Genomic DNA, 23075 nt, shown 5'->3' with positions numbered 1-23075 from the left:
TCTGAATCAGGTAGAGGTTTGGTATGGCCAAGACACGCACACCTAAGACTCCGCCTCCGCTCCCGCCCAAGCCGGTGATTGAAGAACACATCGACCGCGCCCTGTCGGGCCGTTACATGGCGTACGCGCTGTCGACGATCACGCAGCGGGCGCTTCCCGATGTGCGCGACGGAATGAAACCGGTTCACCGCCGTATTCTCTACGCCATGCGTCAGCTTAAGCTTAACCCAGAAGGCGCGTATAAAAAATCCGCACGGATCGTTGGCGATGTGATGGGGCAGTTCCACCCGCACGGTGATCAGTCGATTTATGATGCCCTGGTCAAGCTCTCGCAAGAATTCGCCACGCGTTACCCACTTGTCGAAGGGCAGGGCAATTTCGGAAATATCGACGGCGATAGCCCCGCCGCGATGCGGTACACTGAAGCCAAGATGACGGCTGCTGGCATGCTGTTGCTCGAAGGGCTGGACGAGGACGCGGTCGATTTCAAAGCGACCTATAATGAAGAAGATGAAGAACCGATCGTTCTCCCTGCGGGTTTTCCGAACTTGCTTGCCAATGGCGCGCAGGGGATCGCCGTTGGTATGGCCACGAGTATCCCTCCGCATAATGTCGCGGAGATTTGTAACGCGGCTTTGCACTTAATCAAAACGCCGAATGCGCGTGTCGAAACGCTTGTCAGTCATATTCTCGGGCCGGATCTGCCGACAGGCGGGATTATGGTGGAGTCACCCGAATCGATCTTGGAAGCGTATAAAACGGGCAGAGGCGGTTTCCGCGTTCGCGCGCGGTGGTCGGTTGAGGATTTGGGTCGCGGCCAATATCAGATCGTGGTCACAGAAATCCCCTATCAGGTACAGAAATCCCGCCTGATCGAAAAGCTAGCTGACGTCATTGAAAGCAAGAAGGCGTCTGGTCTTGCCGACATCCGTGATGAGAGTGCCGAAGATATTCGCATCGTGCTGGAACCGCGCAGTAAGAACATTGACCCCAAAGTCTTGATGGAAAGCCTGTTCAAAATGAGCGAGCTGGAAAGCCGGGTCTCGCTCAATATGAATGTGCTCGATGCGCAGGGTGTTCCGCGCGTGATGGATTTGCGCGAAGTCATTCAAAGCTGGCTCGATCATCGCCGCGTTGTGCTCCTACGCCGGACGGAACAACGGCTCAGTAAAATTGCGGACCGTTTGGAAGTGCTTGAAGGCTATCTGATTGCCTTCCTCAATCTGGATGAGGTCATCCGGATCGTTCGCTACGAAGATAAGCCGAAAGAGGAGCTTATCGCGGCCTTTAACCTGACTGAACGTCAGGCCGATGCCATCCTGAATATGCGCTTGCGGGCCTTGAACAAGTTGCAAGAGATCGAGATCAAATCTGAGAGTGAAGCGCTGCGCGAAGAGCAGGCGAAGCTGGACGGCTTAGTCGCTTCGGATGAGAAACAGTGGGAGACGATTTCAGGGCAAATCAGATCTCTGCGAGACCTCTATGGGCCGAAAACTGAAAACGGACGACGCCGGACGACATTCGAAGTGGCCCCTGATTTGGATATCGATCTGTCCACGGCCTTTATCGAGAAAGAAAAAATCACGGTTATCCTGTCAGAAAAAGGCTGGATTCGTGCGCTCAAAGGCCATGTCGATGATCTCTCGACGTTGAAGTTTAAGGAGGGCGACAAGCTGGCCTTCCTTATCCCGGCTGAAACCACGGATAAGATTATCCTGTTCGCCTCAAACGGAAAATTCTACACGCTGGGCGGGGATAAACTACCCGGCGGGCGCGGAAACGGAGAGCCGATCCGCCTGATGGTTGATCTGGAAAACGACCATATTCCGGTTGGCTTGTTTGTACATAATCCTGAGCGCACCCTGCTCGTCGCGTCGAGCGAAGGCTATGGCTTCCGCGTCAATGAGAGCGACATCATTGCCTCAACGCGCGGCGGCAAACAAATCCTCAATGTCAAAGGTGATGCCGAAGCCATTCGCGTCATTGAAGCCAAAGGCGATCGTGTCGCGATTATAGGTGATAACCGGAAGCTGTTGGTATTCCCGCTCGACGAAGTGTCCGAACTCTCGCGCGGCAAGGGCGTCCGTCTACAACGCTACAAGGATGGCGGAATGATTGATGTGACGACTTTCACGGCGGAAGAGGGGCTTTCCTTCATCGACAGCGCTGGACGCCGCCAAGAGGTTCCAGATTGGCCGAACCATGTCGGGTCGCGCGCCCAAGCGGGCCGGATGGCGCCGCGAGGGTTCTCGCGGAAGGGACTGTTTGCCCCGGATAAGCGGCTTTAATGCCAATCGTTGAATGACTATAGTTTCATTAAACACAGCAATCGTTGCCCTTGCTTTGCCACATTTGCAGGGTTTAGTTATAATGTAATGAAATCGGTCTCTGGGATATTTGGACGGAATGGATTGCGCGCTTTGCTGCGCGATCCCCGCCACTATCAAATCAGCGTCCTGTCCTCGCTAATCCTGATCGGTCTGTTCGCCTATAGCTTTCGTCTTCCGTGGTGGCATGTCGTCGGTTGTGTTGGTGCAACATTGGTGACGCAAGCGCTGGCGGATCGGTTCATTGCTAAGCGCCCGTTTGATCCGCGTAGCCCTCTTATTTCAGCGCTATCACTGACTCTGCTGTTACGCACGGGCAGCGTAAGCCTCTCGATCTTGGCAGGCGTGTTGGCCGTCGGGTCAAAATATATCCTGCGCTGGCGCGGCAAGCATATTTTCAATCCAGCCAACTTTGGCCTCGTCATTGTCAGTTTGATATTTGGGGCGGCTTGGATTTCACCGGGGCAGTGGGGCGCGGCGCCTGTTCTGGCGGTGTTACTGCTTGGCCTCGGCGGAATCGTGACGGGCAAAGCGAAGCGGTGGGATGTCAGCTTGGCGTTGCTCGGTAGTTATGCGGTGCTCTTGTTCGCACGCGCGCTCTGGCTCGGCGATCCGCTCGCTATTCCCCTCCATCAGCTACAAAGCGGCGCGCTGCTCATCTTTGCTTTCTTCATGATTTCCGACCCCAAGACGACGCCGGATGCGCGAGTCGGACGCGTGCTGTTCGCCGCCCTTGTCGCCACAGTTGGGTTTTCTATTCAGTTCGGCTTGCACAATAGCGCGGGTATTATTCTGGCACTCATCCTCTGCGCGCCGCTCGTGCCGCTCATCGATCATCTATTCCGCGATACGCGATATGCGTGGCCGCAATTTTCGCCGTCTCACACCCCATCGCCTTCCCAAGGAGTCACACATGTCCATGACCTTACGCCTGCTGAGTAGCGCAATTGCTTTTGGAGCAATGGCCGTCGCGACGAACGCGTCGGCCTTCTGTGGCTTCTATGTCGCCAAGGCGGACACGGACCTGTTCAACCAATCGTCCAAGGTCGCGATGATGCGCGACGGTGATCGGACCGTCATCACCATGGCCAATGACTATGAGGGCGAACCGGAAGAATTTGCGATTGTCATCCCTGTGCCGACGATCATCACTAAGGACCAAGTTCACGTCAGTGACCCAGCGCTATTGGCGCATTTGGATGTTTATACGGCTCCGCGTCTGGTCGAATATTTCGATGATAATCCATGCAATCGCATGCAATATGAAACTGAAATGAGGGTGTTTAGGGCGCTTCCACAAGCTGTCTCCGAGACGGTGGAAGATGCAGCCGAAGCGCTCGGTGTCACCATCGAAGAAGAATTCACCGTCGGTGAATATGACATCTTGATCTTGTCGGCCAAAGAAAGCGACGGCCTCCAGACATGGTTGGAGCAAAACGGCTATAAGGTCCCTGAAAAGGCCAAACAGACGCTCAGCAGCTATATCAAGCAAGACATGAAGTTCTTCGTCGCTAAGGTGAACCTCGAAGCGAGGGCCGACTCAGGCAATGAATATCTTCGCCCCATTGCGGTCGCGTTTGAGAGTCCGAAATTCATGCTCCCGATCCGGCTTGGCACAGTTAATGCCCAGGGTAATCAGGATATGTTCGTCTATATGCTGACGCGCGGCGGGCAGGTCGAAACAACTAATTACCGTACGCAAAAGATTCCGACCGATCAGGAAATCCCGCCCTATGTGAAGGACGAGTTCGGCGACTTCTATAAATCCATGTTCCACACGGCGGCCGAACGCGACGGCGGACACGGCGTATTTATGGAATATGCGTGGGATATGAATTGGTGTGACCCGTGTGCCGCGGATCCGATGTCCGATGAGCAGCTACAAGAGCTGGGTGTCTTCTGGCTGGATAACGGCGCGACCGATATACCGCAGCCACAACCCCGTATTCGTCCGCGTCCCCAGTCAAAAGACGTCTTCGTGACGCGACTGCATGTTCGCTATGATGCGGAAAGCTTCCCGGAGGATTTGAAGTTCAAAACAACGGGCAATCGTGATAATTTCCAAGGTCGCTACGTCATGCGCCATGCCTATGATGGCGAAATGGTGTGTGAAGCCGCAGCAGACTATAAAAAACAGGTCAATGCGCGGCGCGAAACCGAAATTAATACATTGGCTAATCTGACGGGATGGACGCGAAAAAATATTCGGAAAAAGGTCGAGGATGACACAGGGTTTTTCACAATGGACGACAGCGCACCCAAACACCGGTGGTGGTCAAAACTTTGGGGAAGCGAATAGTTACTGAAGTATGACAACAGAATATATGGCCTATTCACCATGCACGATAAATTAAAATAAAGAAGTTTGGTCTAAGCATAGGCTATGGCGCAATTTAAAAAACCCGATTTTTGGCAAGATACCAATGGGAATCTTTCCATTATAACGGGTGTCGTCGGCCTTTTACTCATTACAGCTGTCGGTGCGTCATTGGATGGTGGTCAGATGTTTTCGACCAAGCAACGACTCCAATCCATTACAGATGCGGCCGCCCTTACGGCGACGATGCCAGATGGAATTTCTTCGGATCGCCGAAAAAAGTTAGCCGTCAGCTCGATTTACAGCCACGCCGAAAAAGTCGGCGGTCTCAACATAAGCGAAACGACGATCGAGGTGAACGAGGCTGCCGGACAAGTATATGTCTCGCTCACAGCCGATGTGCCTTTGTTGTTCGGAGGGGTGCTGGGTAAAAATAATCGCAGTGTTTCCGCGTCATCTCTAGCTGAGGGGTCCAGCACGTCATCTACAAAAGCGCTATCCATCTCGCTTGTTTTGGACCTGTCTTCTTCGATGCAGGACCGTTTTGATAGTGGCAGCAAAATTTCATCAGTGCGTGCTGCCGTCTCCGATGTGTTTAGCATGGTCAGCTCGAATTTTGGTAGCGAAGCGGCCGCGGCAACACGAATTAGCACGGGTGTATACCCATTCAATTGGGGCATGGTCGACGGTGAAACTGTCGCATTACAACCAGGAACGGGACAAGTCTTGGCTTCCATGACGAACCTGTCGCTGTCCGAAGGCAGTGTTTCGGCAAATGCGATAGAACGCGCGGTTGAAGATCAGATCGCCGAAGCCGCCTTTGAAACGGATCGAGAGAGATATATTGTCTATATATCGGACGGCCGAGTGGAACACGACAAGTCGGACGAGTTCGGCCGGTATCTGGATGAAAAATCGATGTTCGCAGGCATTGAGAGCGTCAAAGGGTGCACGCAAGAGTCAAAAGAGCTATTCCGGTCTGATATGGAACTCGAGCCCGGTTTGGTCGAAATCTTGAGTCCTATTGCGCGGCTAAGCTTAGCTGAACTACTAACCCCATGGGATGTAAATAGAGGGATCTACATGAGCCCAACATGTAAAAAACCGGCACACCCACATAATCCAATTAACTTCCCTGATATTCCCTTATCATATGTCTATAATCCTAACTTAGACCCGAAATTGAATGAGAAAATTAAAAAAGGTAAACACCTCGGGCACAATCATACGCTTAGAAAATCTGATAAAATGGCGAAACGGTTGGAGAAACGTGAAAAGTTCTTGAAGCAATGCCGCCCGATACAGACAGAACGTGTCGTGAAAGCATGCGAAAGAGCTCGAGAAGAAGACATTTCAATCATCGCGATTAATTTGGCAGGTGAGGACGGGTTGGCCAGCAACGTCACGCATATGTGCGCAAACGGCTTCAACTTTGGTGATAAAAAGAAAGTAAAAAAAGTCGTTGATGAAGACGGTATTCCTCTTGAAACAGAAATAACGACCCGGGAGCTCCCATCTGGAGTGGAAATCCGTGTTTCAGCAGATGGCCAGTCCTTCTCAGGGGATGCTACCAACCTTGAAGAGCTGCGCGAAATGCTAAGTTCTATGTTGCCAAGCGGCTCGAGAGATCGTCACGTCCGCCTTGTCCGTTAAGGCGCGATCACAGCACACGCGATACGGCCGCCTGCCGCGCCGGTCGGCTGCGAGACATAATCGTCCGCACTGGCGTGAATGATGAGAGCCGTATTGTCCGCATCAAAGAGCGGCGCGAAGCCTTCTCTATCAGAGAGACTGACACGTTCATTGAGAACTTGGGTTTGAACCACTCCGGATACTGGCGCGTCGAAATTACGCATATCGCCTGCATGCGGATTGGGAGCGGTTGAATCAAACCCGTGATTAACCGCCATCGGATCGTAATGGCCCTCTGCACTCGAGAAATTTGGAAGATCACAAGTGCCATTTGTATGGAAATGGATCGCATGAGTGCCTTGTGGAATGGCCGTTACGTCCAAATTGAGTAACACCCCGCCCGCGGCTTGATCGGCAACTGTGACATCCCCAATCTCGACACCAGCCGTGTTGATGATGGCAAATGTCTGCGTCATCAGGCCCTCAGTTTGCATGCTCTGGGTTTGCAAGGTTTCACTTGGCGTTGTGAGCGTGTTTGAGGGTGCCTCAGTGTCCGGCTGACCGTCTGTTCCACCGCAGGCCGCTAAGGTGATTGCGGCGCTGACTAAAATCCAGTTTTTCATTTCAAATTTCCTTCGAGACTATGTCCCTATACCATGGTTTCGCAAGAAATACGCGTGCAACCTAGCCTGTGTTCCAAACTCAGTTGCGTTTGTGACTTCGCCTGTAAAATGTTAGGGATCACAGATTGAGATAGCCGAATCGTAAGCCATTAATTTCTTATGTTTTCAAGGCGATCGGTTTGAGGAATGCATGTGAGCGACGAAACCGAAGATCAGTCCACGCAACCGCCCGAAAAGGAACAGGGGGTTTCCCCTGTGACCATCGAGGAGGAGATGAAACGCTCCTATCTCGACTATGCGATGAGCGTGATTGTCAGCCGGGCGATTCCCGATGTGCGTGACGGATTGAAACCCGTCCACCGTCGTATTCTTTATTCAATGCATGAAAACGGATTCACGCGCGAAAAGCCCTACAAAAAGTCGGCCCGGGTTGTTGGCGATGTTATCGGTAAATACCACCCGCACGGCGATAGCGCGGTTTATGACGCGCTGGTCCGCATGGCACAGCATTTTTCAATGCGCCTGCCATTGCTCGAAGGGCAGGGCAATTTCGGCTCTGTCGATGGCGATCCACCCGCCGCAATGCGTTACACCGAAGTACGCATGGATAGTCCGGCAGCCCAGCTCTTGGCGGATATCGAAAAAAACACGGTCAATTTTCAAGATAATTACGACTCGTCTGAATCTGAGCCCATTGTTCTACCAGCGCGCTTTCCGAATATTCTCGTTAATGGAGCCGGCGGGATTGCCGTCGGTATGGCGACCAATATTGCGCCCCATAATCTTGGCGAAGTCTGTGACGCGACCATCGCGATTTTGGATAACCCCGTGCTTACGGATGCCGAATTGCTAGAGATTATACCCGGTCCGGACTTCCCGACGGGCGGTCTGATCATGGGTCGCAGCGGTGCTAAACAGGGCGTTATGACAGGGCGTGGGTCTGTGACCGTGCGGGCCGTGACCAATGTCGAGGAAATCCGCAAAGATCGCTACGCGATCATTGTCACGGAACTTCCGTTTCAGGTGAACAAAGCCAATATGATCGCCAAAATCGCGTCGCTGGTTAATGAAAAGCGCGTTGAAGGTATTTCCGCCGTTCGCGATGAATCAGACCGAGTCGGGATGCGGGTTGTGATTGAGTTGAAGCGGGATGCTCACGCGGAAGTCGTACTGAACCAACTCTACCGCTTCACGCCGCTACAACAGAATTTCAGCTCCAACATGCTCGCCTTGAATGGTGGCAAGCCAGAGCAGATGAACGTGCGCGACATGCTCAACGCCTTTTTGGTGTTCCGCAAAGACGTTATTGCGCGTCGGACAAAGTTCGATCTCAGTAAAGCCCGCGACCGGGCGCATATATTAGTCGGCCTGGCGACAGCTGTAGCCAATATTGATGAAATCATTCGTTTGATCCGGACGTCGCCAAACCCGGCCGCAGCCCGCGAAGCGCTGACCTCGCGCAAATGGCCCGCTCAGTCCATGGGCGCCTTGATCAACCTGATCGCCGACCCACGCTCGCGTCTCCAAGACGACGGCACGATCCTGCTGACGGATGAACAGGCGCGCGCCATTCTTGATCTGCGACTACAAAAACTGACGGCGCTCGGGATGGAAGAGATCACCGAAGAAGCTGAAAAGCTGGCTACGACGATTGCGGATTTGCTGGCGATATTGCGGTCGCGGGACCGTGTTCGCACCATTATTCGTGACGAGTTGAGCGAAGTCCGTGAGAAATTCGCCACGCCGCGCCGGTCCATCTTTATGGACGGTGGGTTTGATTTCGATGATGAAGATCTCATCGCGGTTTCCGATATGGTCGTTACGGTTACGAATGGCGGCTATGTCAAACGCACGCCGCTTGATACGTACCGCGCACAACATCGCGGCGGCAAAGGCCGGTCCGGGATGCAGACTAAGGACGAGGATTTCGTCACGACGGTCTTCGTTGCAACAACGCACACGCCGATCCTGCTCTTTTCCTCCTCAGGCATGGCGTACAAGCTCAAAGTTTGGAAATTGCCGCAAGGCGGGGCCGCGACACGCGGGCGGAGCTTTAATCAGCTCATTCCGTCCTTGGAAAAAGACGAGTTTATCACATCCATTATGGCGCTGCCGGAGAACGAAGAAGATTGGGCCGGGCTCGATATCATGTTCGCGTCCAAGTCCGGCGGTGTTCGCCGCAACAGCCTTGCTGACTTCACGCGCGTCAACCGCAACGGAAAGATTGCGATGAAGCCAGACGAAGGTGACGGTATTGTCGATGTGCGCCTCTGTAGTGAGCAGGACGACATTGTTCTGACGACCTTACTGGGTCGCGCGATCCGCTTCCCTGTGACGGATGCGCGTCGATTTGTTGGCCGCACATCAACTGGGGTTCGGGGCATAAGGTTAGGGCTCGGTGATGAGGTGATCTCAATGGCCGTTGTCCGGCATTTCGATGCCACCAGCGAAGAACGCACAGCCTATCTGAAACATGCTAATGCCATGCGCCGCGCGCTGGGGGATGAAGTCGAGGACAGTGCGGATGATGAGGATGACGCGGCGGAGAATGAAACCGCCTTGTCAGATGAACGTCTCGGTGAAATGGGCGCCTCGGAACAATTTCTACTCACCATCGCCGATGATGGCCACGGTAAGCGCGCCAGTTCCTACTCCTACCCGGTTCGGGGACGGGGCGGTAAAGGCGTTATCGCGCAAAACCTTGATCGCGGTAAAAACACTGAGAATGCAACACTGGTACGAAGCTTCGTTGTCGAAGATGGCGACCAGATCATGCTCGTCACCGATGGGGGGCAGCTGCTCCGCACGGGCGTCGACAATATCTCAATCGTGTCGCGCAGTTCCAAAGGTGTCTGGGTCATCCGCACGCGCGAAGACGAACATGTCGTCAGCGTAGAGCGTATTGCTGAGACGGAAGAGGGCGAGGGCGACGAAAACCCCGACGTCTCGGAAGTGGGCGGGTACGTCACTGAGAACTAGCGCATGGGGCTAGCTTGCGAAAGCAGGCTAGCCATAACCCGGCTGGTTTGACGATGGGCAGGTGATGTCGAAGCTTTGCTGATTGCGCTGTGCTTGGCCTTGTAGATTGCGAATGTGTGACGCCATGGAATTGGCATCATAATTTATATTGAGACAGCCGAGCGTCCGTTTCGTATCGCCATCAATGACGGCCGCAAATCCTGTGATGCCCATCCAGCGGTTATACTGTTCCACGATACCACGATCAAAGACGGCGTTAGCATTCCAAGCGCCTTGATTGTTTGAAATATCGATGCTCACATATTCAATGCGGGAGTCATGCAGCGTCCGAAGAGCTTCACTCAATCGCGGTTCCACGACTTTGCAGGGGGCACACCAATCAGCCCGAAACATAACGACATAAACGTCCGGCACAGCCTTTACCGTCTGATACTGGGCCTGCGTCGTGGAGAAGAGGCCAACACTGCCGATAAGACCTAAGCAGACGGCTGCCATCATTGATTTGAACGCGATATTCATCGTCTTTTCCTTTGTCTGGTCTCAATATACTCAATTGAGACCGATCCATCCATTCTTTGTCCGCCAGTCTACGCCAGCGTCAACGTAAGACGCCCGAACGGTGAACCGTCCGGGCGATACTCTCCCAAGAGCCCACATATTAACCAATAGATTTAACGAGGGGGTTGGTTAAACGTTGCCGGACACGGCGACCCAGCGACAGACGTCGATGCTTGGGTCATCCGTGGTTGGCCGTTGGCCGAGCGTGTCATTGTGGAGATATCATTCGCCATATCTGTTGTTGTCCGCGTCGCATCAATGCAGCCAATGATCGTCTTGCTCTTGGCGTCAACGACGGCGGCGAAGCCCGGAAGGCCCACCCATTTATTGAACACAGGAACTATGTCGCGGTTAAACGCATCATGGGCCGCTTTTTCCCACTTGGCCGCTGTCGTCGTGTCAATCACGACTTCTTCGGCATTAACTTGGGCGATATTCAGGGCTGTCGAGAGCTGACTATCCAGTTGCTGGGACTTGATGTCCTTCGCGTGTCGGAAGTTGACGACATAGACGTCAGGTGAGGCAAAAGCGGGAGCGGTAATCAGGAGGCCCAGTAAGGCTGAGACTATGGCTGTGGAAGCGAGTTTCATAATGATGTCCTGTAGTCGTGCGCCGAACAGACGCATATGGATCGGGGTGATCCAAGATATGACGGTGGACAGTGAAGAAAGCGGAAATTAGCTGGTAAGGGCTGATTCAGATAGGTTTCCAGAGTCGTTAATTTTTACGTTAAGTCTCTGATAGTGCATTATAAATATTTCTGCTGTGATGTGCAGAAGCATCGTTGAAGACCGTATTTCAAGGCCAATTTTCATATTCTGGAAACCATGACCCTATCATCTGTAAAGACGATAGTAATGACTATGGCGATGAGGTTACGAAAAAACGCGTTCGAAAATCGTATCGACATGCTTCAAATGATAGTCATCATTGAACATGGCGTCGATCTGAGCCGACGAGAGCAGGGCGGTCACGTCCGCATCTTGATGTAACAGGTCCCGGAATGTGCCGTCGCCCGCAGTCCCATCTGCGCGGAACATCTCCCACACTTTCATCGCATTACGCTGCACAAGGCGGTAGGCGCTTTCGCGTTGCTCTCCGGCTTGCGTGAGGGCGAGCAGGACACGTTGGCTGTTATGCAGGCCGCCAAGGCGGTCCATGTTCGCTTTCATTTTGTCCGGATAGATCATGAGTTTTTCGATCATTCCGGCGAGGCGATGAAGCGCAAAATCAAGGTGAATTGTTGTGTCCGGCGCAATGCCACGTTCGACAGACGAGTGGCTAATATCGCGTTCATGCCAGAGCGCGACGTTTTCCATCGCCGGTATTACGGCCATTCGGACCAGGCGCGCGAGTCCGGTCAAGTTTTCCGTCAGGATCGGATTACGCTTATGCGGCATGGCTGAGCTGCCTTTTTGACCCTTAGAGAAGTATTCTTCGGCTTCTAGGACTTCTGTCCGCTGCAAATGACGGACTTCAACGGCTATGTTTTCGATGGAGGAGGCGATAACGCCCAGCGCTGCGAAATAGGCGGCGTGGCGGTCGCGCGGGATAACTTGCGACGACACCGGTTCAATCGCGAGGCCCATTTTTTCGGCAACGTGAGCTTCGACAGTCGGGTCAATATTCGCAAATGTGCCGATCGCGCCGGAAATGGCACAGACGGCGATTTCTTCACGGGCGGTGACAAGGCGCGCCCGTCCGCGGGCGAACTCCGCATAAAACCGCGCGAGTTTAACCCCCATTGTCGTAGGTTCGGCGTGAATGCCGTGGCTCCGGCCAATGGTAATCGTATGCTTATGTTCTTCTGCGCGGGTTTTGAGCGCCGCGAGAACGCGGTCCATACCCACCAGCAATAGATCCGTAGCGCGCGCCAGTTGCACAGACAGAGTTGTGTCGAGAATGTCGGAACTCGTGAAGCCCTGATGCACAAAGCGGGCATCATCGCCGATAAATTCGGCCAAATGCGTAAGGAATGCGATCACATCATGTTTTACTTCACGTTCGATTTCATCGATTCGCGCAACGTCAAATTCTGCGGCGCCGCCCTTGTCCCATATGGTCTTGGCCGCCTCTGTCGGGATAACCCCTAAGTCCGCCAGCGCGTCGCAGCCATGGGCTTCGATCTCGAACCAAATTCGATATTTCGTGGCTTGGGACCAGATGGCGGCCATTTCGGGGCGTGAGTAACGTTCGATCATGGCCGCGTCATAGCGAAGTTCCGCCCAAAATGAAGGGGGCGGAACGTATTTGTTTTTTTAATTCGCGTCCGAATTGCGTGCTTCAGCCGCGGCCCAATCCTTGGGAAGTGTTTTCCGAACGATAAGATAGGCCATAACAGACAAGCCATAAGCCGCAAAAGTGGTAAACATCGCGTACCGTGTCGCAACCAGCTCAACATTTCCTGCACGTCCAAAGACATCGATCATTGCTCCGGCAAATGTAGGCCCGCCGCCCAAAGCAATCATATTCAAAATGAAGAAAAACAGAGCCGTTGACATGGCGCGAATTCGAATCGGGGCCAAAGTCTGCGCAATCGCGAAACTGGGGCCCAGATAAACACCAAGGCAGAGCTGTAAAAACGCGCCAATAGCGAGGTGTGCAATGACGGTCGGCACAGCAAATGTTGCTATTGCGAGCGGGAGGCACAGCAGGATCGAAATCGCCGGTATCGTGCCATAGGCGCGAATGTCTGTCTTTGCTTTCCAATCGACAAGCCTTGCGCCGAAATAGGTGCCCGCGACGTAAAAGGTCCCGTTAATAATGCCGATCCAGATGACAATCGTACGGAAGTTAAACTCAGGATCTAAAAGGAGAAGGTATTTCGTTTGGAATCCTGAGATCGCGTAAGACGCAAAGCTGGCAAACGCGATTCCAAGGCACATCCACCACCATGAGGGAATGGATAGAAGCGTCCGGACACCGATCAGAAAAGGAACTTTCAAAGCCTCTTCTTTTTTGACGATATGTTTCGGAACTTCGGGAATGCGTAGTGAAAGCCGAGTCATCACCGCCAAGCACACGCCGAAGAGGATTATGAAAATTGTGACGACATCCCAATTGAGAGTCGTTCCTAAAAACGTATCACTTGCCCCGAGTAGTTGAGCCAACAACGCAAAGGCGACAACAAACCCCAAGAGGATGGCGAGAGATTTAAATGAATCATTAAACCGAACTGTCGGCGAGGTATCATGTGTCGTTATCTCAACCGCACCGCGTTGGGGTTCAATGATGACGAGCCGTACAATGAGCGACAGAAATAGACCCGTGATACCGAGTATGATGAAAATACGTCGCCAGTTTACATCCGTTGCGTCTGCACCGAGAAGGGCCGCCGTAAGGAAGTAGGCGGACATAATGCCGAGCGGGATACCCAGGGAATAGACACCCAAAGCGCCCGAGCGTTCTTCTTTTCCGTAGAAATCCGAAATCATGGAATGAGATGGCGGGCTGCCGCCTGCTTCGCCGATGCCGACGCCAATTCGCGCCAGTGCAATGTGAAGGAAGTTTTGAGACAGTCCTGTGAGGGCTGTAAAACCTGACCACACGGCCAATGAAATAGCCAACAGGTTCACACGATTTACTCTATCTGCCAAAAAGGCGAGGGGGATGCCCATGATCGTATAAAAAGCCGCGAAAGCAAGGCCGATCAAAAGCCCAAGCTGCGTGTTCGTGAGACCCAAATCAGCTTGAATAAACGGGGCTAGAATACCGACAATTTGACGGTCGATGAAGTTGAATCCGTAAACAACAGTCAGCAGCAGAAGAACGACCGTTCTGTAGCCCTTTTTTGACGCCGCCTTCGGTGTCTCGTTCGCGTTTAAATCTGACATGCTGTCTCCCCAAAATCTTACGGCCTTAAGAGGGGAGATTGCGCGAACGGTCAAGCCTTACATCAAACCTAACATCTTAAAGCTGGCCACATCTTCGCGGCCGACGATCAAATGGTCGTGAACGACGACATTAATGGCTTTGGCTGTCTCTATAATAGATTCTGTCAAGGCTATGTCTTGGCGCGACGGCGTCGGGTCGCCCGACGGGTGATTGTGAACGAGGATGATCGCCGTGGCTTCATGGACGAGTGCGCGTCGAACGATTTCACGTGGATAGACGGGCGCACGGTCGACAGTTCCGTGTCCCATCACCTCGTCTGCGAGCAACCGGTTTTTACGGTCGAGAAAGAGCACGCGAAATTGCTCACGTCCTTCAAATTGCATCGCGGCGCGGCAATAATCGAGCAGAGCGTTCCAACTGGACAGGACAGGGCGGTTAATGACCGAGCTCTTACCTATGCGGATGCTGACCTGTTGGAGGATTTTCAAATGTTGCGCCGCGCTGGGACCGATCCCTTTAACAGTGGTGAGTTTCTCGACGGGCGCGGCGACGACTTCGGCGAGGGTTTCGAACTTAGCCAGCAATGCTTTGGCAATGGGTTTGGTGTCGATTCGCGGTAGCGCCTGAAACAAAATAAGTTCGAGCAATTCATAATCGTCAAAAGCGTCTGCCCCACGGCGCGTAAATTTGTCACGCAATCGGTCGCGATGATCATGGTAATGAGGTTTGGGGTCTTTGTCGGTTGCGGGCGCGAGTTCAGGGGGCTCAGCGCGCGCGTCTTTCGACATATTTGGAATCGGAGCGCTGCCTGCCTCTAAATGAGAAGGCGTAAGGTCTATTGCAGCGCCTTCTGTGGCCTGCCGAAACAAGGCTTCAAAGCCTTCGGCGGCCTGTTCCCCCGTGCGCGATCCGTCTTTAGGCGGCATAGGGTCTATGCAGTCCGGTGGGCGATGCGGTAAAAATTTCGCAGCCATCTTTGGTGACACCGAGGGAATGTTCGAATTGCGCGGTCAGTTTTCGGTCCCGCGTCACGGCGGTCCATCCATCTGACAAGACTTTCACACCGGCGCGTCCCAGATTGATCATCGGTTCGATTGTGAATAACATCCCTTCGCGGAGTTCCTCGCCTTGACCGGGGCGACCATAGTGAAGGATGTTCGGACTATCGTGGAAAAGTTTCCCGAGGCCGTGGCCACAAAAATCTTCGACAACAGAACAGCGTTCACCTTCGGCGAACTTCTGAATCGCGTGACCGATATCCCCGGTTGTATTGCCGGGCTTCACCGCGGCGATCCCTAACATCAAGGCGTCATAGGTAATGCCCATGAGGCGTTCTGCGCGGCGGTTTGGTTCGCCCGCCGCATACATGCGTGATGTGTCGCCGTGCCAGCCATCGACAATCACTGTCACGTCAATGTTTAACGTGTCGCTGTCTTTGAGGGGTTTGTCGCCCGGGATACCGTGGCAAACGACGTGGTTGATTGATGTGCAAAGCGAATGTTTATAGCCGCGATAGCCGAGGGTTGCAGGCAATGCGCCATGATCGAGAATAAAGGTCCGCGCCGCATCGTCGAGCGCGCCGGTCGTCACGCCGGGCTGCACAAGGGGCGCAAGATGGTCGAGGCATTCTGCCGCCAGCCGCCCGGCCTTGCGCATCCCCTCAAATCCAGAGGCGCTGTGAATTTTTATAGCGCCGTCGCGAAGAGTGGGCGCATCGGTTGCATCAGTATAGTTCATCCGGGTCATTTAGCAGTGGTTTCGGTAAATCGCTAGGGGGCGTCTCTGGTCTTGCTATGATTGTGTTTGCGGGCGTTTCGGGCGTGATATTTGTAGCAACGCTAGATATCGCGGGTTTAAGGTCATGACCGTCGACCCCTTTTCGGTCGAAGAACCGATCTATCTGTGAATCACTATACCCGTCCGCAATCGTTCGAATGCGATCAAGACCCATTTTAAGCCGAAGCGAAATCCATATAGAAATAAGGCCGGCCGTCAGAGGAATGACCGCGACGATAATTATGGCGCCATGAACTTTGATGGCGGTCATGATCAAAACCGTAGCAATCGCTCCCATTATAATGGCGACAAGCCATAGACAGAGGTGAACGATTAATAAGGGCGCTGTGGCGCGTTCTAAGAGCTGCCCCTGCGCAAATCGCAAGGCGAGCTTTGATGCCAATGTTGTGTCGCGCCGGGCGCGGAAGATTTGAAAAAGCTCTAAGATCATAGCTTAATCTCTCGGCGACAGCCGGATCTGTCAATCTAAACTGCCGCGACCATTTTTTGGACGGCAATTTACGGGTGATGCAAAATTGACACACAGTTGATAATTTTTTGTCATTTCTGACTTACGACTTGGCCATAGTGGATGCTTGGTAATAGAGGATCAGATAATTGTGAGTCTTTTGGGGCTCACAGGCAACGCATTTTTTGAAGGGAAGTTCTCCATGCGAAGAACAATGAAGTCGAAGTTTTTGCTTTCGACCGTTATGGGTGGGGTTATTGCCTCCACTGGCATGACGGCGATGGCGCAGAACGCCGGTGATGATGAAATTATCGTCACAGGCTCACGCCTAAATGTTAACCCGAACCTGACATCAGCTCAGCCGATCCTCTCGATCGACAACTCTGAAATCAGCGCTCGCGGTGTCGTCAACATTGAAGATCTGACAAACAGCCTGCCGCAGATTTCTGCCGCGCAAACATCCGAGCAGTCTAACGGCGCTTCCGGTACAGCTCAGCTTGACCTTCGTGGTCTGGGTGCACAGCGTACATTGAGCCTGATCGACGGTCGTCGCCTTCCTTATGGTGACTCTTCTTCTGTTGCTGTTAACATCGACTTGGTCCCGACTAATCTCGTTGAGCGTATCGAAGTCCTAACTGGTGGTTCATCCGCTGTTTATGGTTCCGATGCGGTTTCTGGTGTTGTCAACTTTATCCTTAAAGACGACTTCGAAGGCGCAGAGCTCGACCTGCAATACGGTTTTGCTCAGAGCAGCAACGGTAGCGATGACATTTTTGATGACGTCATGCGTACAGCACAAGTGCAGCTTCCTGGCTCTATTACAGACGGCGAAGAAGTCACAGGGTCAGTCACACTCGGGGCGAACCTTGATGGTGGTCGCGGTAATGTGGTCGCATTCGCCTCTTATCAAACACGCAATGAAATCCTCGGTGCTGACCGGACGCGATCAGCCTGTACAATCGGTTCAGGAAGTACGAATGGTTTCGGCTGTGTGGGTTCGTCCAACTTCCGTCGCTTCAACAATGTCGCTGACTTCGGCGGTACTGACGTCTTCCAGCAAGAAAACGGTCAGTTCACAACATTTGCCGGCGGTCCTGCTGAAACATTCAACTTCGGTGCTTCGAACTATTTCCAACGTCCTGTTGAGCGCTTCCAGCTTTATACAAAAGCAAGCTACGAAGTTATTGACGGCCATGAACTGTTTATGGATTTCGGTTTTACAGAATCGCAATCTGACGCTCAAATCGCACCGTCTGCGTCGTTTGGTTTCTTCCAGCGTAGCATCAACTGTTCGAACCCGCTGATCCAAGATACGTCTCTGTTTGCGAATGGTGAATCATTCGCAACGAACATCTTGGGGTGTTCGGCTGCTGATATCGCTGCCGATGCTGCTAACCCAGGATCCGTTGTTGTTGACGGCCTGACTGCAACACACCGGAACGTCGAAGGTGGTTCACGGAACTCACGTCTCGAAAACCAAGCCATGCGCTTTGTGGGCGGTATGCGCGGGACATTCGCAGAAACGTGGGATTACGAAGTCTTTGGTCAGTATTCCAAAACAAAAGACCAAGATACATCCACCAATGACTTCCAGATCGACCAATTGGGTCAGTCCCTCTTAGTCACAACTGATGCGGCTGGTAATGCTGTCTGTATCGATCCTTCAAACGGATGTGCGCCTTATAACATCTTCGAACGTGGCGCCGGCGGCGAAAGCCTTGTGTCTGATGCGGCTCTGAGCTTCATCCAAGGTGTTGGCATCACAACTGGTCAAACTGACCAGCTTATCTTTGGTGGTAACGTACAAACTGATCTTTCCAACTACGGTTTCGTGTCGCCATATGCGTCCGATACAGGCGTTGGCCTGCTCATCGGTGCGGAATACCGCGAAGATTCACTGGACGCGCAACCTGATCAAATCAGCCAGCGTGCCGATGGCGGTTTCACAGGCGTTGGCGGTCCAACTCTGCCCGTCGCTGGTAGCATTAACGTGTTTGAACTGTTCGGTGAGATTGAAATCCCACTCGTGACAGGCGTTGAGTTTTTTGAAGAACTCGTCTTCAATGGTCAGTATCGTTACTCCGACTACTCTGTCGATGGTAATGGGGTGTCAAACAGCTTTAGTACGGATACATATGGTGCTCAGCTGACGTGGGTTCCAACGCCGGACATCACATTCCGGGGTCAGTATCAACGAGCCGTTCGGGCGCCAAACGTTGTTGAACTCTTTACGGGTCAATCAACTGGGCTTCCGGATCTACCAGAGTTTGGTAAGGACTCGGCCGGTAATACAGTTTATGATCCTTGTTCAAGTACGGCTACGACTACGCCTCTTGCGTCAGCAGCGGCCTGCGCCAGTACTGGTGTAACAGCGGCTCAATACGGAAGTGTTCCAGACGTTGTTTCAGGTCAGACCCAAGGTATATTTGGTGGCAATCCTAATCTTTCGCCAGAAACATCTGATACGTTCACTGTTGGAGCTGTCTTTACTCCATCATTCATCAGCGGACTCACCGCCTCTGTCGATTACTTCGACATCACAATTGATGATGCAATCGTTTCAGGTATTGGCGCGTCCAACATTCTAAACGGTTGTTTGGAAACTGGTGACGCAACGTTCTGTGATCTTGTTCAACGTGATGGCGCCGGTTCGCTTAACGCGAGTGGCCCTGGCATTGGCTTTGCGCTGACAAACCTGAACGCTGCGTCTCTTGCAACGAGCGGTATTGATCTTCAGGTCAATTACAGCTTCGATCTGGAACGCTTTGGTGCCGAAAACTTCGGTGATTTTGCGGTCCAGTACGCGTCAACATTCCTGTCATCCTCAGATTTCACACCGTTCCTCGGTGCTGTCACTGACGAATGTGAAGGCAAGTTTGTCGGTAACTGTGGTCAGCCAACTGCGGATTATCGTCATCGTGCGATCGCAACATGGAACACGCCTGTTGAAGGTCTGGGCGTTAACGTCACATGGCGTCACTTCGGCAGTGTCGAAAATGAAGGAAACCCGCAATCTACGAACGAAGGTTCACTCGATGCGGCGAACTACTTCGATGTTTCTACACGTTGGGAATTCATGGACGGTATTACCGCCCGTGCCGGTGTGAACAACATCTTTGAAAACCGTTTCCCAGTGTCCGTGTCATCGGGCCCAGGAATCAACGGTAACAACAATACCTATCCTGGTATTTATGACACCGGTCGTTTCGTCTTCGTCGGTCTGAACGTCAAACTTTAGTCCTCACGACATTGAATAACGAAAGGTCGCCTTCGGGCGGCCTTTTTTGTTTTAAGACTGTAAGTTGGTATAGTCTGAGTTAGTTTGACTCTAAATGTGCGCCAGAGTACTTCCATCGCTTGCCCCTTGTGACGGCCTTTGCTAAGCGGCGCGCGATTGACGAGTAGGGATTCCCTTTTGCTTGTTGTTTTCTCACGCCGGAGCAATCCGGCTTTTGCTGACGGACATAACTAACGTGACTTCTGAAGACGTCATTACGGGCGAAGCCCCGGCTCGCTATGCTAAAGCGCTGATTGATCTGGCGGACGATGCCAAGTCATTGGTTCGGGTTGAAAAAGACCTCACCGACATTGCGGCTGCGTTTAAAGAGAGTGACGAATTGCGTCGTTTTGCGATCAGTCCCGTTTTTGCGACAGAGGATAAAGTTGCGGCGATGATCGCCATTGCGAAAGCCGCGAAAGTTAGCGAACTGACGCAGCAATTTATGGGTACGGTTACAGCAAATCATCGGGCCGGAGAGTTGCCTATGATTATTGCTGCTTTCAACGAGATGGTTGCCTTGCGCCGCGGAAGCCAAGTCGCGAAAGTGACATCCGCTTCTAAATTGACGGCTGCACAACTGACACAATTAAAATCGAAATTAAAAGCCGAAACAGGCAAAACGGTAGACATGGAAGTCTCCGTTGACCCTGACTTGCTTGGCGGTTTTATCGTCAAATTGGGGTCTCGGCTCTATGACGCATCGCTCAAAACTAAGCTCGAGGATTTACGCCTCGCCCTCAAAACGGCTTAAAAACCCGCTCACCGAATTTAAGACGCGTCACGCGCACACGATAAAGATCTGAAGAGGACACCGTCCATGGACATTCGCGCCGCTGAAATCTCCACAATCCTGAAGCAACAAATCAAGGATTTTGGTAAAGATGCCAAAGTCTCTGACATTGGCCAGGTTCTATCCGTCGGTGACGGGATTGCCCGAGTCTATGGGCTCGATAGCGTTCGCGCTGGCGAAATGGTCGAGTTTCCCGGCGGCATCAAAGGGATGGCGCTCAACTTGGAAACTGACAATGTCGGCGTTGTGATCTTTGGGGATGATAAATCCATCAAAGAAGGCGACCAAGTGCGCCGCCTCGGTGAAATCGTTGACGTTCCAGTCGGCAAAGGTTTGCTCGGCCGTGTTGTTGACCCGCTGGGCAACCCCATCGACGGCAAAGGCCCTATCGAGGCGACAGAGCGTCGCCGCGTTGATGTGAAAGCACCGGGTATTATTCCGCGTAAATCTGTTCACGAGCCTGTTCAGACGGGTATCAAGGCGATTGATGCGCTAATCCCGATTGGTCGCGGACAACGCGAATTGATCATTGGTGACCGCCAGACCGGTAAAACAGCCGTCGCGATTGATGCGATCTTGAACCAGAAGGCCGCGTTTGACGATGGCCGTGAAGCGGACCAGCTTTACTGTATCTATGTTGTGATTGGCCAGAAACGCTCCACGGTCGCGCAGCTCGTCAAGACGCTCGAAGAAAATGGCGCGATGGATTATTCCATTGTTGTCGCTGCGACCGCGTCTGAGCCGGCACCGCTGCTTTATCTCGCGCCATTCTCTGGTTGTGCGATGGGTGAATATTTCCGTGACAATGGCATGCACGCGCTGATCGTTTATGATGATCTGTCCAAGCAAGCTGTGGCTTACCGTCAAATGTCCTTGTTGCTGCGTCGTCCTCCGGGCCGCGAAGCCTATCCGGGCGATGTCTTCTATCTCCACTCCCGTCTGCTCGAACGTGCGGCGAAGATGGGTGATGATTACGGTAATGGCTCACTGACGGCGCTGCCGATCATTGAAACTCAAGGTAACGATGTGTCGGCCTTTATCCCGACCAACGTGATCTCCATTACTGATGGCCAAATCTTCCTCGAAACTGATTTGTTCTTCCAAGGTATCCGCCCTGCGCTGAACGTTGGTCTTTCCGTGTCCCGTGTGGGTTCTGCGGCGCAGATCAAAGCGATGAAACAGGTCGCAGGCCCGATTAAAGGCGAATTGGCACAATACCGCGAAATGGCGGCGTTTGCTCAGTTCGGTTCCGATCTTGATGCATCCACTCAAGCGCTCCTCGCGCGCGGTGACCGCCTGACAGAACTACTGAAGCAGCCACAATTCTCACCTCTGCAAGTGGAAGAACAAGTTGTCGTTCTTTACGCGGGCACACGGGGTTATCTCGCCAAGATCGCTGTGAACGATGTGCAGGATTACGAAGCGAAGCTTCTGTCTCACATCCGTACTGATCAAAAAGCCCTCCTGTCCGATATTTCGACACAGAAGAAACTGACGGACGAGATTGAAGGTAAGATCAAGGACGTCCTCGAAGCGTTCACATCGAACTATATATCGGCCAAAGGGTAGGGACCAAGCATGGCCTCTCTCAAAGAGCTCAAGAGCCGGATCTCCAGCGTTAAGAACACGCAGAAGATCACGCGGGCCATGCAAATGGTTGCGGCAGCGAAACTGCGTAAAGCGCAGGAAGCCGCCGAGTCCGCACGGCCCTACGCCGAGCGTATTCGCGGCGTAATTTCCAATCTTGCCAATTCAATGGGTGATGGCGGCGATGCGCCAAAATTGCTCATCGGGACAGGCTCGCAAGACACTGTCTTGCTTGTTGTCGCAACGGCCGATCGCGGTCTGTGTGGTGGCTTTAACACCAATATCGTGCGTAAAGCGCGTGAAGAAATTGTTGCGCTGGAACGCGCGGGCAAGACTGTTAAGCTCTATGTGATCGGCAAAAAAGGCTACGATCAGTTGAACCGTCTTTATAGCGCGAATATTGTCAAATATATCTCGCTCAAAGAAGAACGTAAGCTTCATGCAGGTATTGCACGTAATATCGGTGAAGATGTGACCGCTATGTTTGATGCGGGCGAATTTGATGTCGCCAAGCTAATTTTTGCGAACTTCAAAAACGTGATGGAACAGGTTCCTGTGTCCCAAACGATCATCCCGGCAAACGCCTCTATTGAAGTTGCTGACGAGGATGCTGGTGGCCCGGATTTGAACGGCGCAATCTATACCTATGAGCCAGACGAAGCAGGCATTCTGCGTGTTCTGCTCCCCCGCTCAATCAATACGCAAATTTTCTCTGCCTTGCTTGAAAACCAAGCGGGCGAGATGGGCTCCAAAATGGCCGCAATGGATAGTGCCACGCGGAATGCGGGCGATATGATTGATAAGCTGACGTTGACCTTCAACCGGACACGTCAGGCCAGAATTACGTCCGAACTCATTGAAATCATTTCAGGCGCGGAAGCGCTTTAACCGCATAGCTGACAG

The 23075-nt window shown here is 52.8% G+C and carries 17 protein-coding genes; 9 read left to right on the top strand and 8 right to left on the bottom strand.

From position 1 onward, the window contains the following. Positions 1-23 precede the first annotated feature (23 nt). The 4 genes from parC to IE105_RS06740 all read left to right on the top strand — a co-directional run bounded on the left by parC (position 24) and on the right by IE105_RS06740 (position 6297). Positions 24-2288, top strand: a complete 2265-nt coding sequence (gene parC / locus IE105_RS06755; protein WP_189496736.1) for a DNA topoisomerase IV subunit A — start codon at positions 24-26, stop codon at positions 2286-2288. Positions 2289-2375: 87 nt separating this feature from the next. Further along, positions 2376-3269 (top strand): RnfABCDGE type electron transport complex subunit D, encoded by an 894-nt coding sequence (locus tag IE105_RS06750; RefSeq protein ID WP_189496734.1) that lies wholly within the window; start codon positions 2376-2378, stop codon positions 3267-3269. Beyond that, a complete protein-coding gene (locus IE105_RS06745) occupies positions 3241-4626 on the top strand; it encodes a DUF2330 domain-containing protein (RefSeq protein ID WP_189496732.1) in 1386 nt (461 codons plus the stop codon). Before IE105_RS06750 ends, IE105_RS06745 begins: the two co-directional genes overlap by 29 nt. An 84-nt stretch (positions 4627-4710) precedes the next feature. After that, complete coding sequence (locus IE105_RS06740) at positions 4711-6297, top strand: pilus assembly protein TadG-related protein (RefSeq protein WP_189496730.1); 1587 nt, start codon at positions 4711-4713, stop codon at positions 6295-6297. Here the strand turns inward: IE105_RS06740 and IE105_RS06735 are convergent. Then, positions 6294-6899 carry a superoxide dismutase family protein gene (locus IE105_RS06735; RefSeq protein ID WP_189496728.1) on the bottom strand — a complete coding sequence of 202 codons (606 nt, stop codon included), beginning with the start codon at positions 6897-6899 and terminating at the stop codon, positions 6294-6296. The genes IE105_RS06740 and IE105_RS06735 overlap by 4 nt on opposite strands. Before the next feature lie 186 nt (positions 6900-7085). On the opposite strand from IE105_RS06735, the gene gyrA reads away from it, so the two are divergent. Next, positions 7086-9878 (top strand): DNA gyrase subunit A, encoded by a 2793-nt coding sequence (gene gyrA, locus IE105_RS06730; protein ID WP_189496726.1) that lies wholly within the window; start codon positions 7086-7088, stop codon positions 9876-9878. Positions 9879-9905: 27 nt separating this feature from the next. On the opposite strand, the gene IE105_RS06725 is transcribed toward gyrA, so the two are convergent. The 7 genes from IE105_RS06725 to IE105_RS06695 all read right to left on the bottom strand — a co-directional run bounded on the left by IE105_RS06725 (position 9906) and on the right by IE105_RS06695 (position 16497). Further along, positions 9906-10397, bottom strand: coding sequence for a thioredoxin family protein (locus IE105_RS06725; RefSeq protein ID WP_189496724.1), 492 nt, complete (start codon positions 10395-10397; stop codon positions 9906-9908). A gap of 152 nt (positions 10398-10549) precedes the next feature. Continuing rightward, on the bottom strand, positions 10550-11026 hold the full coding sequence (locus IE105_RS06720) for a hypothetical protein (protein ID WP_189496723.1): 477 nt from the start codon (positions 11024-11026) through the stop codon (positions 10550-10552). A gap of 285 nt (positions 11027-11311) precedes the next feature. Further along, on the bottom strand, positions 11312-12637 hold the full coding sequence (gene purB / locus IE105_RS06715; RefSeq protein WP_189496721.1) for an adenylosuccinate lyase: 1326 nt from the start codon (positions 12635-12637) through the stop codon (positions 11312-11314). 57 nt (positions 12638-12694) lie between these two features. Continuing rightward, a complete protein-coding gene (locus tag IE105_RS06710) occupies positions 12695-14269 on the bottom strand; it encodes a spinster family MFS transporter (RefSeq protein WP_189496719.1) in 1575 nt (524 codons plus the stop codon). Between the two features lie 57 nt (positions 14270-14326). Then, the gene (gene radC / locus IE105_RS06705) at positions 14327-15058 is read right to left on the bottom strand and encodes a RadC family protein (protein ID WP_373299062.1); all 732 of its coding nucleotides are present in this window, start codon (positions 15056-15058) and stop codon (positions 14327-14329) included. A 127-nt stretch (positions 15059-15185) separates the two neighbouring features. Next, positions 15186-16007 carry a type I methionyl aminopeptidase gene (gene map / locus IE105_RS06700; protein WP_189496715.1) on the bottom strand — a complete coding sequence of 274 codons (822 nt, stop codon included), beginning with the start codon at positions 16005-16007 and terminating at the stop codon, positions 15186-15188. Next, a complete protein-coding gene (locus IE105_RS06695; RefSeq protein ID WP_189496713.1) occupies positions 15994-16497 on the bottom strand; it encodes a hypothetical protein in 504 nt (167 codons plus the stop codon). The genes map and IE105_RS06695 overlap by 14 nt, the downstream gene beginning before the upstream one ends. 232 nt (positions 16498-16729) lie before the next feature. On the opposite strand from IE105_RS06695, the gene IE105_RS06690 reads away from it, so the two are divergent. The 4 genes from IE105_RS06690 to IE105_RS06675 all read left to right on the top strand — a co-directional run bounded on the left by IE105_RS06690 (position 16730) and on the right by IE105_RS06675 (position 23060). Then, positions 16730-19753 carry a TonB-dependent receptor domain-containing protein gene (locus tag IE105_RS06690; RefSeq protein ID WP_189496711.1) on the top strand — a complete coding sequence of 1008 codons (3024 nt, stop codon included), beginning with the start codon at positions 16730-16732 and terminating at the stop codon, positions 19751-19753. Between the two features lie 235 nt (positions 19754-19988). Next, entirely contained in the window at positions 19989-20546 is a 558-nt protein-coding gene (locus tag IE105_RS06685; protein WP_189496710.1) for a F0F1 ATP synthase subunit delta, read from the top strand. Between the two features lie 66 nt (positions 20547-20612). Continuing rightward, a complete protein-coding gene (gene atpA / locus IE105_RS06680; protein ID WP_189496709.1) occupies positions 20613-22154 on the top strand; it encodes a F0F1 ATP synthase subunit alpha in 1542 nt (513 codons plus the stop codon). A gap of 9 nt (positions 22155-22163) precedes the next feature. After that, the gene (locus tag IE105_RS06675) at positions 22164-23060 is read left to right on the top strand and encodes a F0F1 ATP synthase subunit gamma (RefSeq protein ID WP_189496707.1); all 897 of its coding nucleotides are present in this window, start codon (positions 22164-22166) and stop codon (positions 23058-23060) included. The last annotated feature ends 15 nt before the right edge of the window (positions 23061-23075 follow it).

Origin of the sequence: Algimonas arctica (assembly GCF_014652695.1) — a bacterium.
Taxonomy (GTDB): Bacteria; Pseudomonadota; Alphaproteobacteria; order Caulobacterales; family Maricaulaceae; genus Litorimonas; species Litorimonas arctica.
This window is presented reverse-complemented; position numbering and strand designations above follow the sequence as displayed.

What these genes read in the sequence shown, in the direction of transcription:
- IE105_RS06750 (WP_189496734.1), top strand. Translation starts at nt 2,376, where the DNA reads ATGAAATCGGTCTCTGGGATATTTGGACGGAATGGATTGCGCGCTTTG.
- map (WP_189496715.1), bottom strand. Translation starts at nt 16,007, where the DNA reads ATGAACTATACTGATGCAACCGATGCGCCCACTCTTCGCGACGGCGCT.
- IE105_RS06735 (WP_189496728.1), bottom strand. Translation starts at nt 6,899, where the DNA reads ATGAAAAACTGGATTTTAGTCAGCGCCGCAATCACCTTAGCGGCCTGC.
- IE105_RS06725 (WP_189496724.1), bottom strand. Translation starts at nt 10,397, where the DNA reads ATGAATATCGCGTTCAAATCAATGATGGCAGCCGTCTGCTTAGGTCTT.
- IE105_RS06745 (WP_189496732.1), top strand. Translation starts at nt 3,241, where the DNA reads ATGTCCATGACCTTACGCCTGCTGAGTAGCGCAATTGCTTTTGGAGCA.
- radC (WP_373299062.1), bottom strand. Translation starts at nt 15,058, where the DNA reads ATGTCGAAAGACGCGCGCGCTGAGCCCCCTGAACTCGCGCCCGCAACC.
- atpA (WP_189496709.1), top strand. Translation starts at nt 20,613, where the DNA reads ATGGACATTCGCGCCGCTGAAATCTCCACAATCCTGAAGCAACAAATC.
- IE105_RS06675 (WP_189496707.1), top strand. Translation starts at nt 22,164, where the DNA reads ATGGCCTCTCTCAAAGAGCTCAAGAGCCGGATCTCCAGCGTTAAGAAC.
- IE105_RS06740 (WP_189496730.1), top strand. Translation starts at nt 4,711, where the DNA reads ATGGCGCAATTTAAAAAACCCGATTTTTGGCAAGATACCAATGGGAAT.
- purB (WP_189496721.1), bottom strand. Translation starts at nt 12,637, where the DNA reads ATGATCGAACGTTACTCACGCCCCGAAATGGCCGCCATCTGGTCCCAA.
- IE105_RS06720 (WP_189496723.1), bottom strand. Translation starts at nt 11,026, where the DNA reads ATGAAACTCGCTTCCACAGCCATAGTCTCAGCCTTACTGGGCCTCCTG.
- IE105_RS06695 (WP_189496713.1), bottom strand. Translation starts at nt 16,497, where the DNA reads ATGATCTTAGAGCTTTTTCAAATCTTCCGCGCCCGGCGCGACACAACA.
- IE105_RS06710 (WP_189496719.1), bottom strand. Translation starts at nt 14,269, where the DNA reads ATGTCAGATTTAAACGCGAACGAGACACCGAAGGCGGCGTCAAAAAAG.
- IE105_RS06690 (WP_189496711.1), top strand. Translation starts at nt 16,730, where the DNA reads ATGAAGTCGAAGTTTTTGCTTTCGACCGTTATGGGTGGGGTTATTGCC.
- parC (WP_189496736.1), top strand. Translation starts at nt 24, where the DNA reads ATGGCCAAGACACGCACACCTAAGACTCCGCCTCCGCTCCCGCCCAAG.
- gyrA (WP_189496726.1), top strand. Translation starts at nt 7,086, where the DNA reads ATGCATGTGAGCGACGAAACCGAAGATCAGTCCACGCAACCGCCCGAA.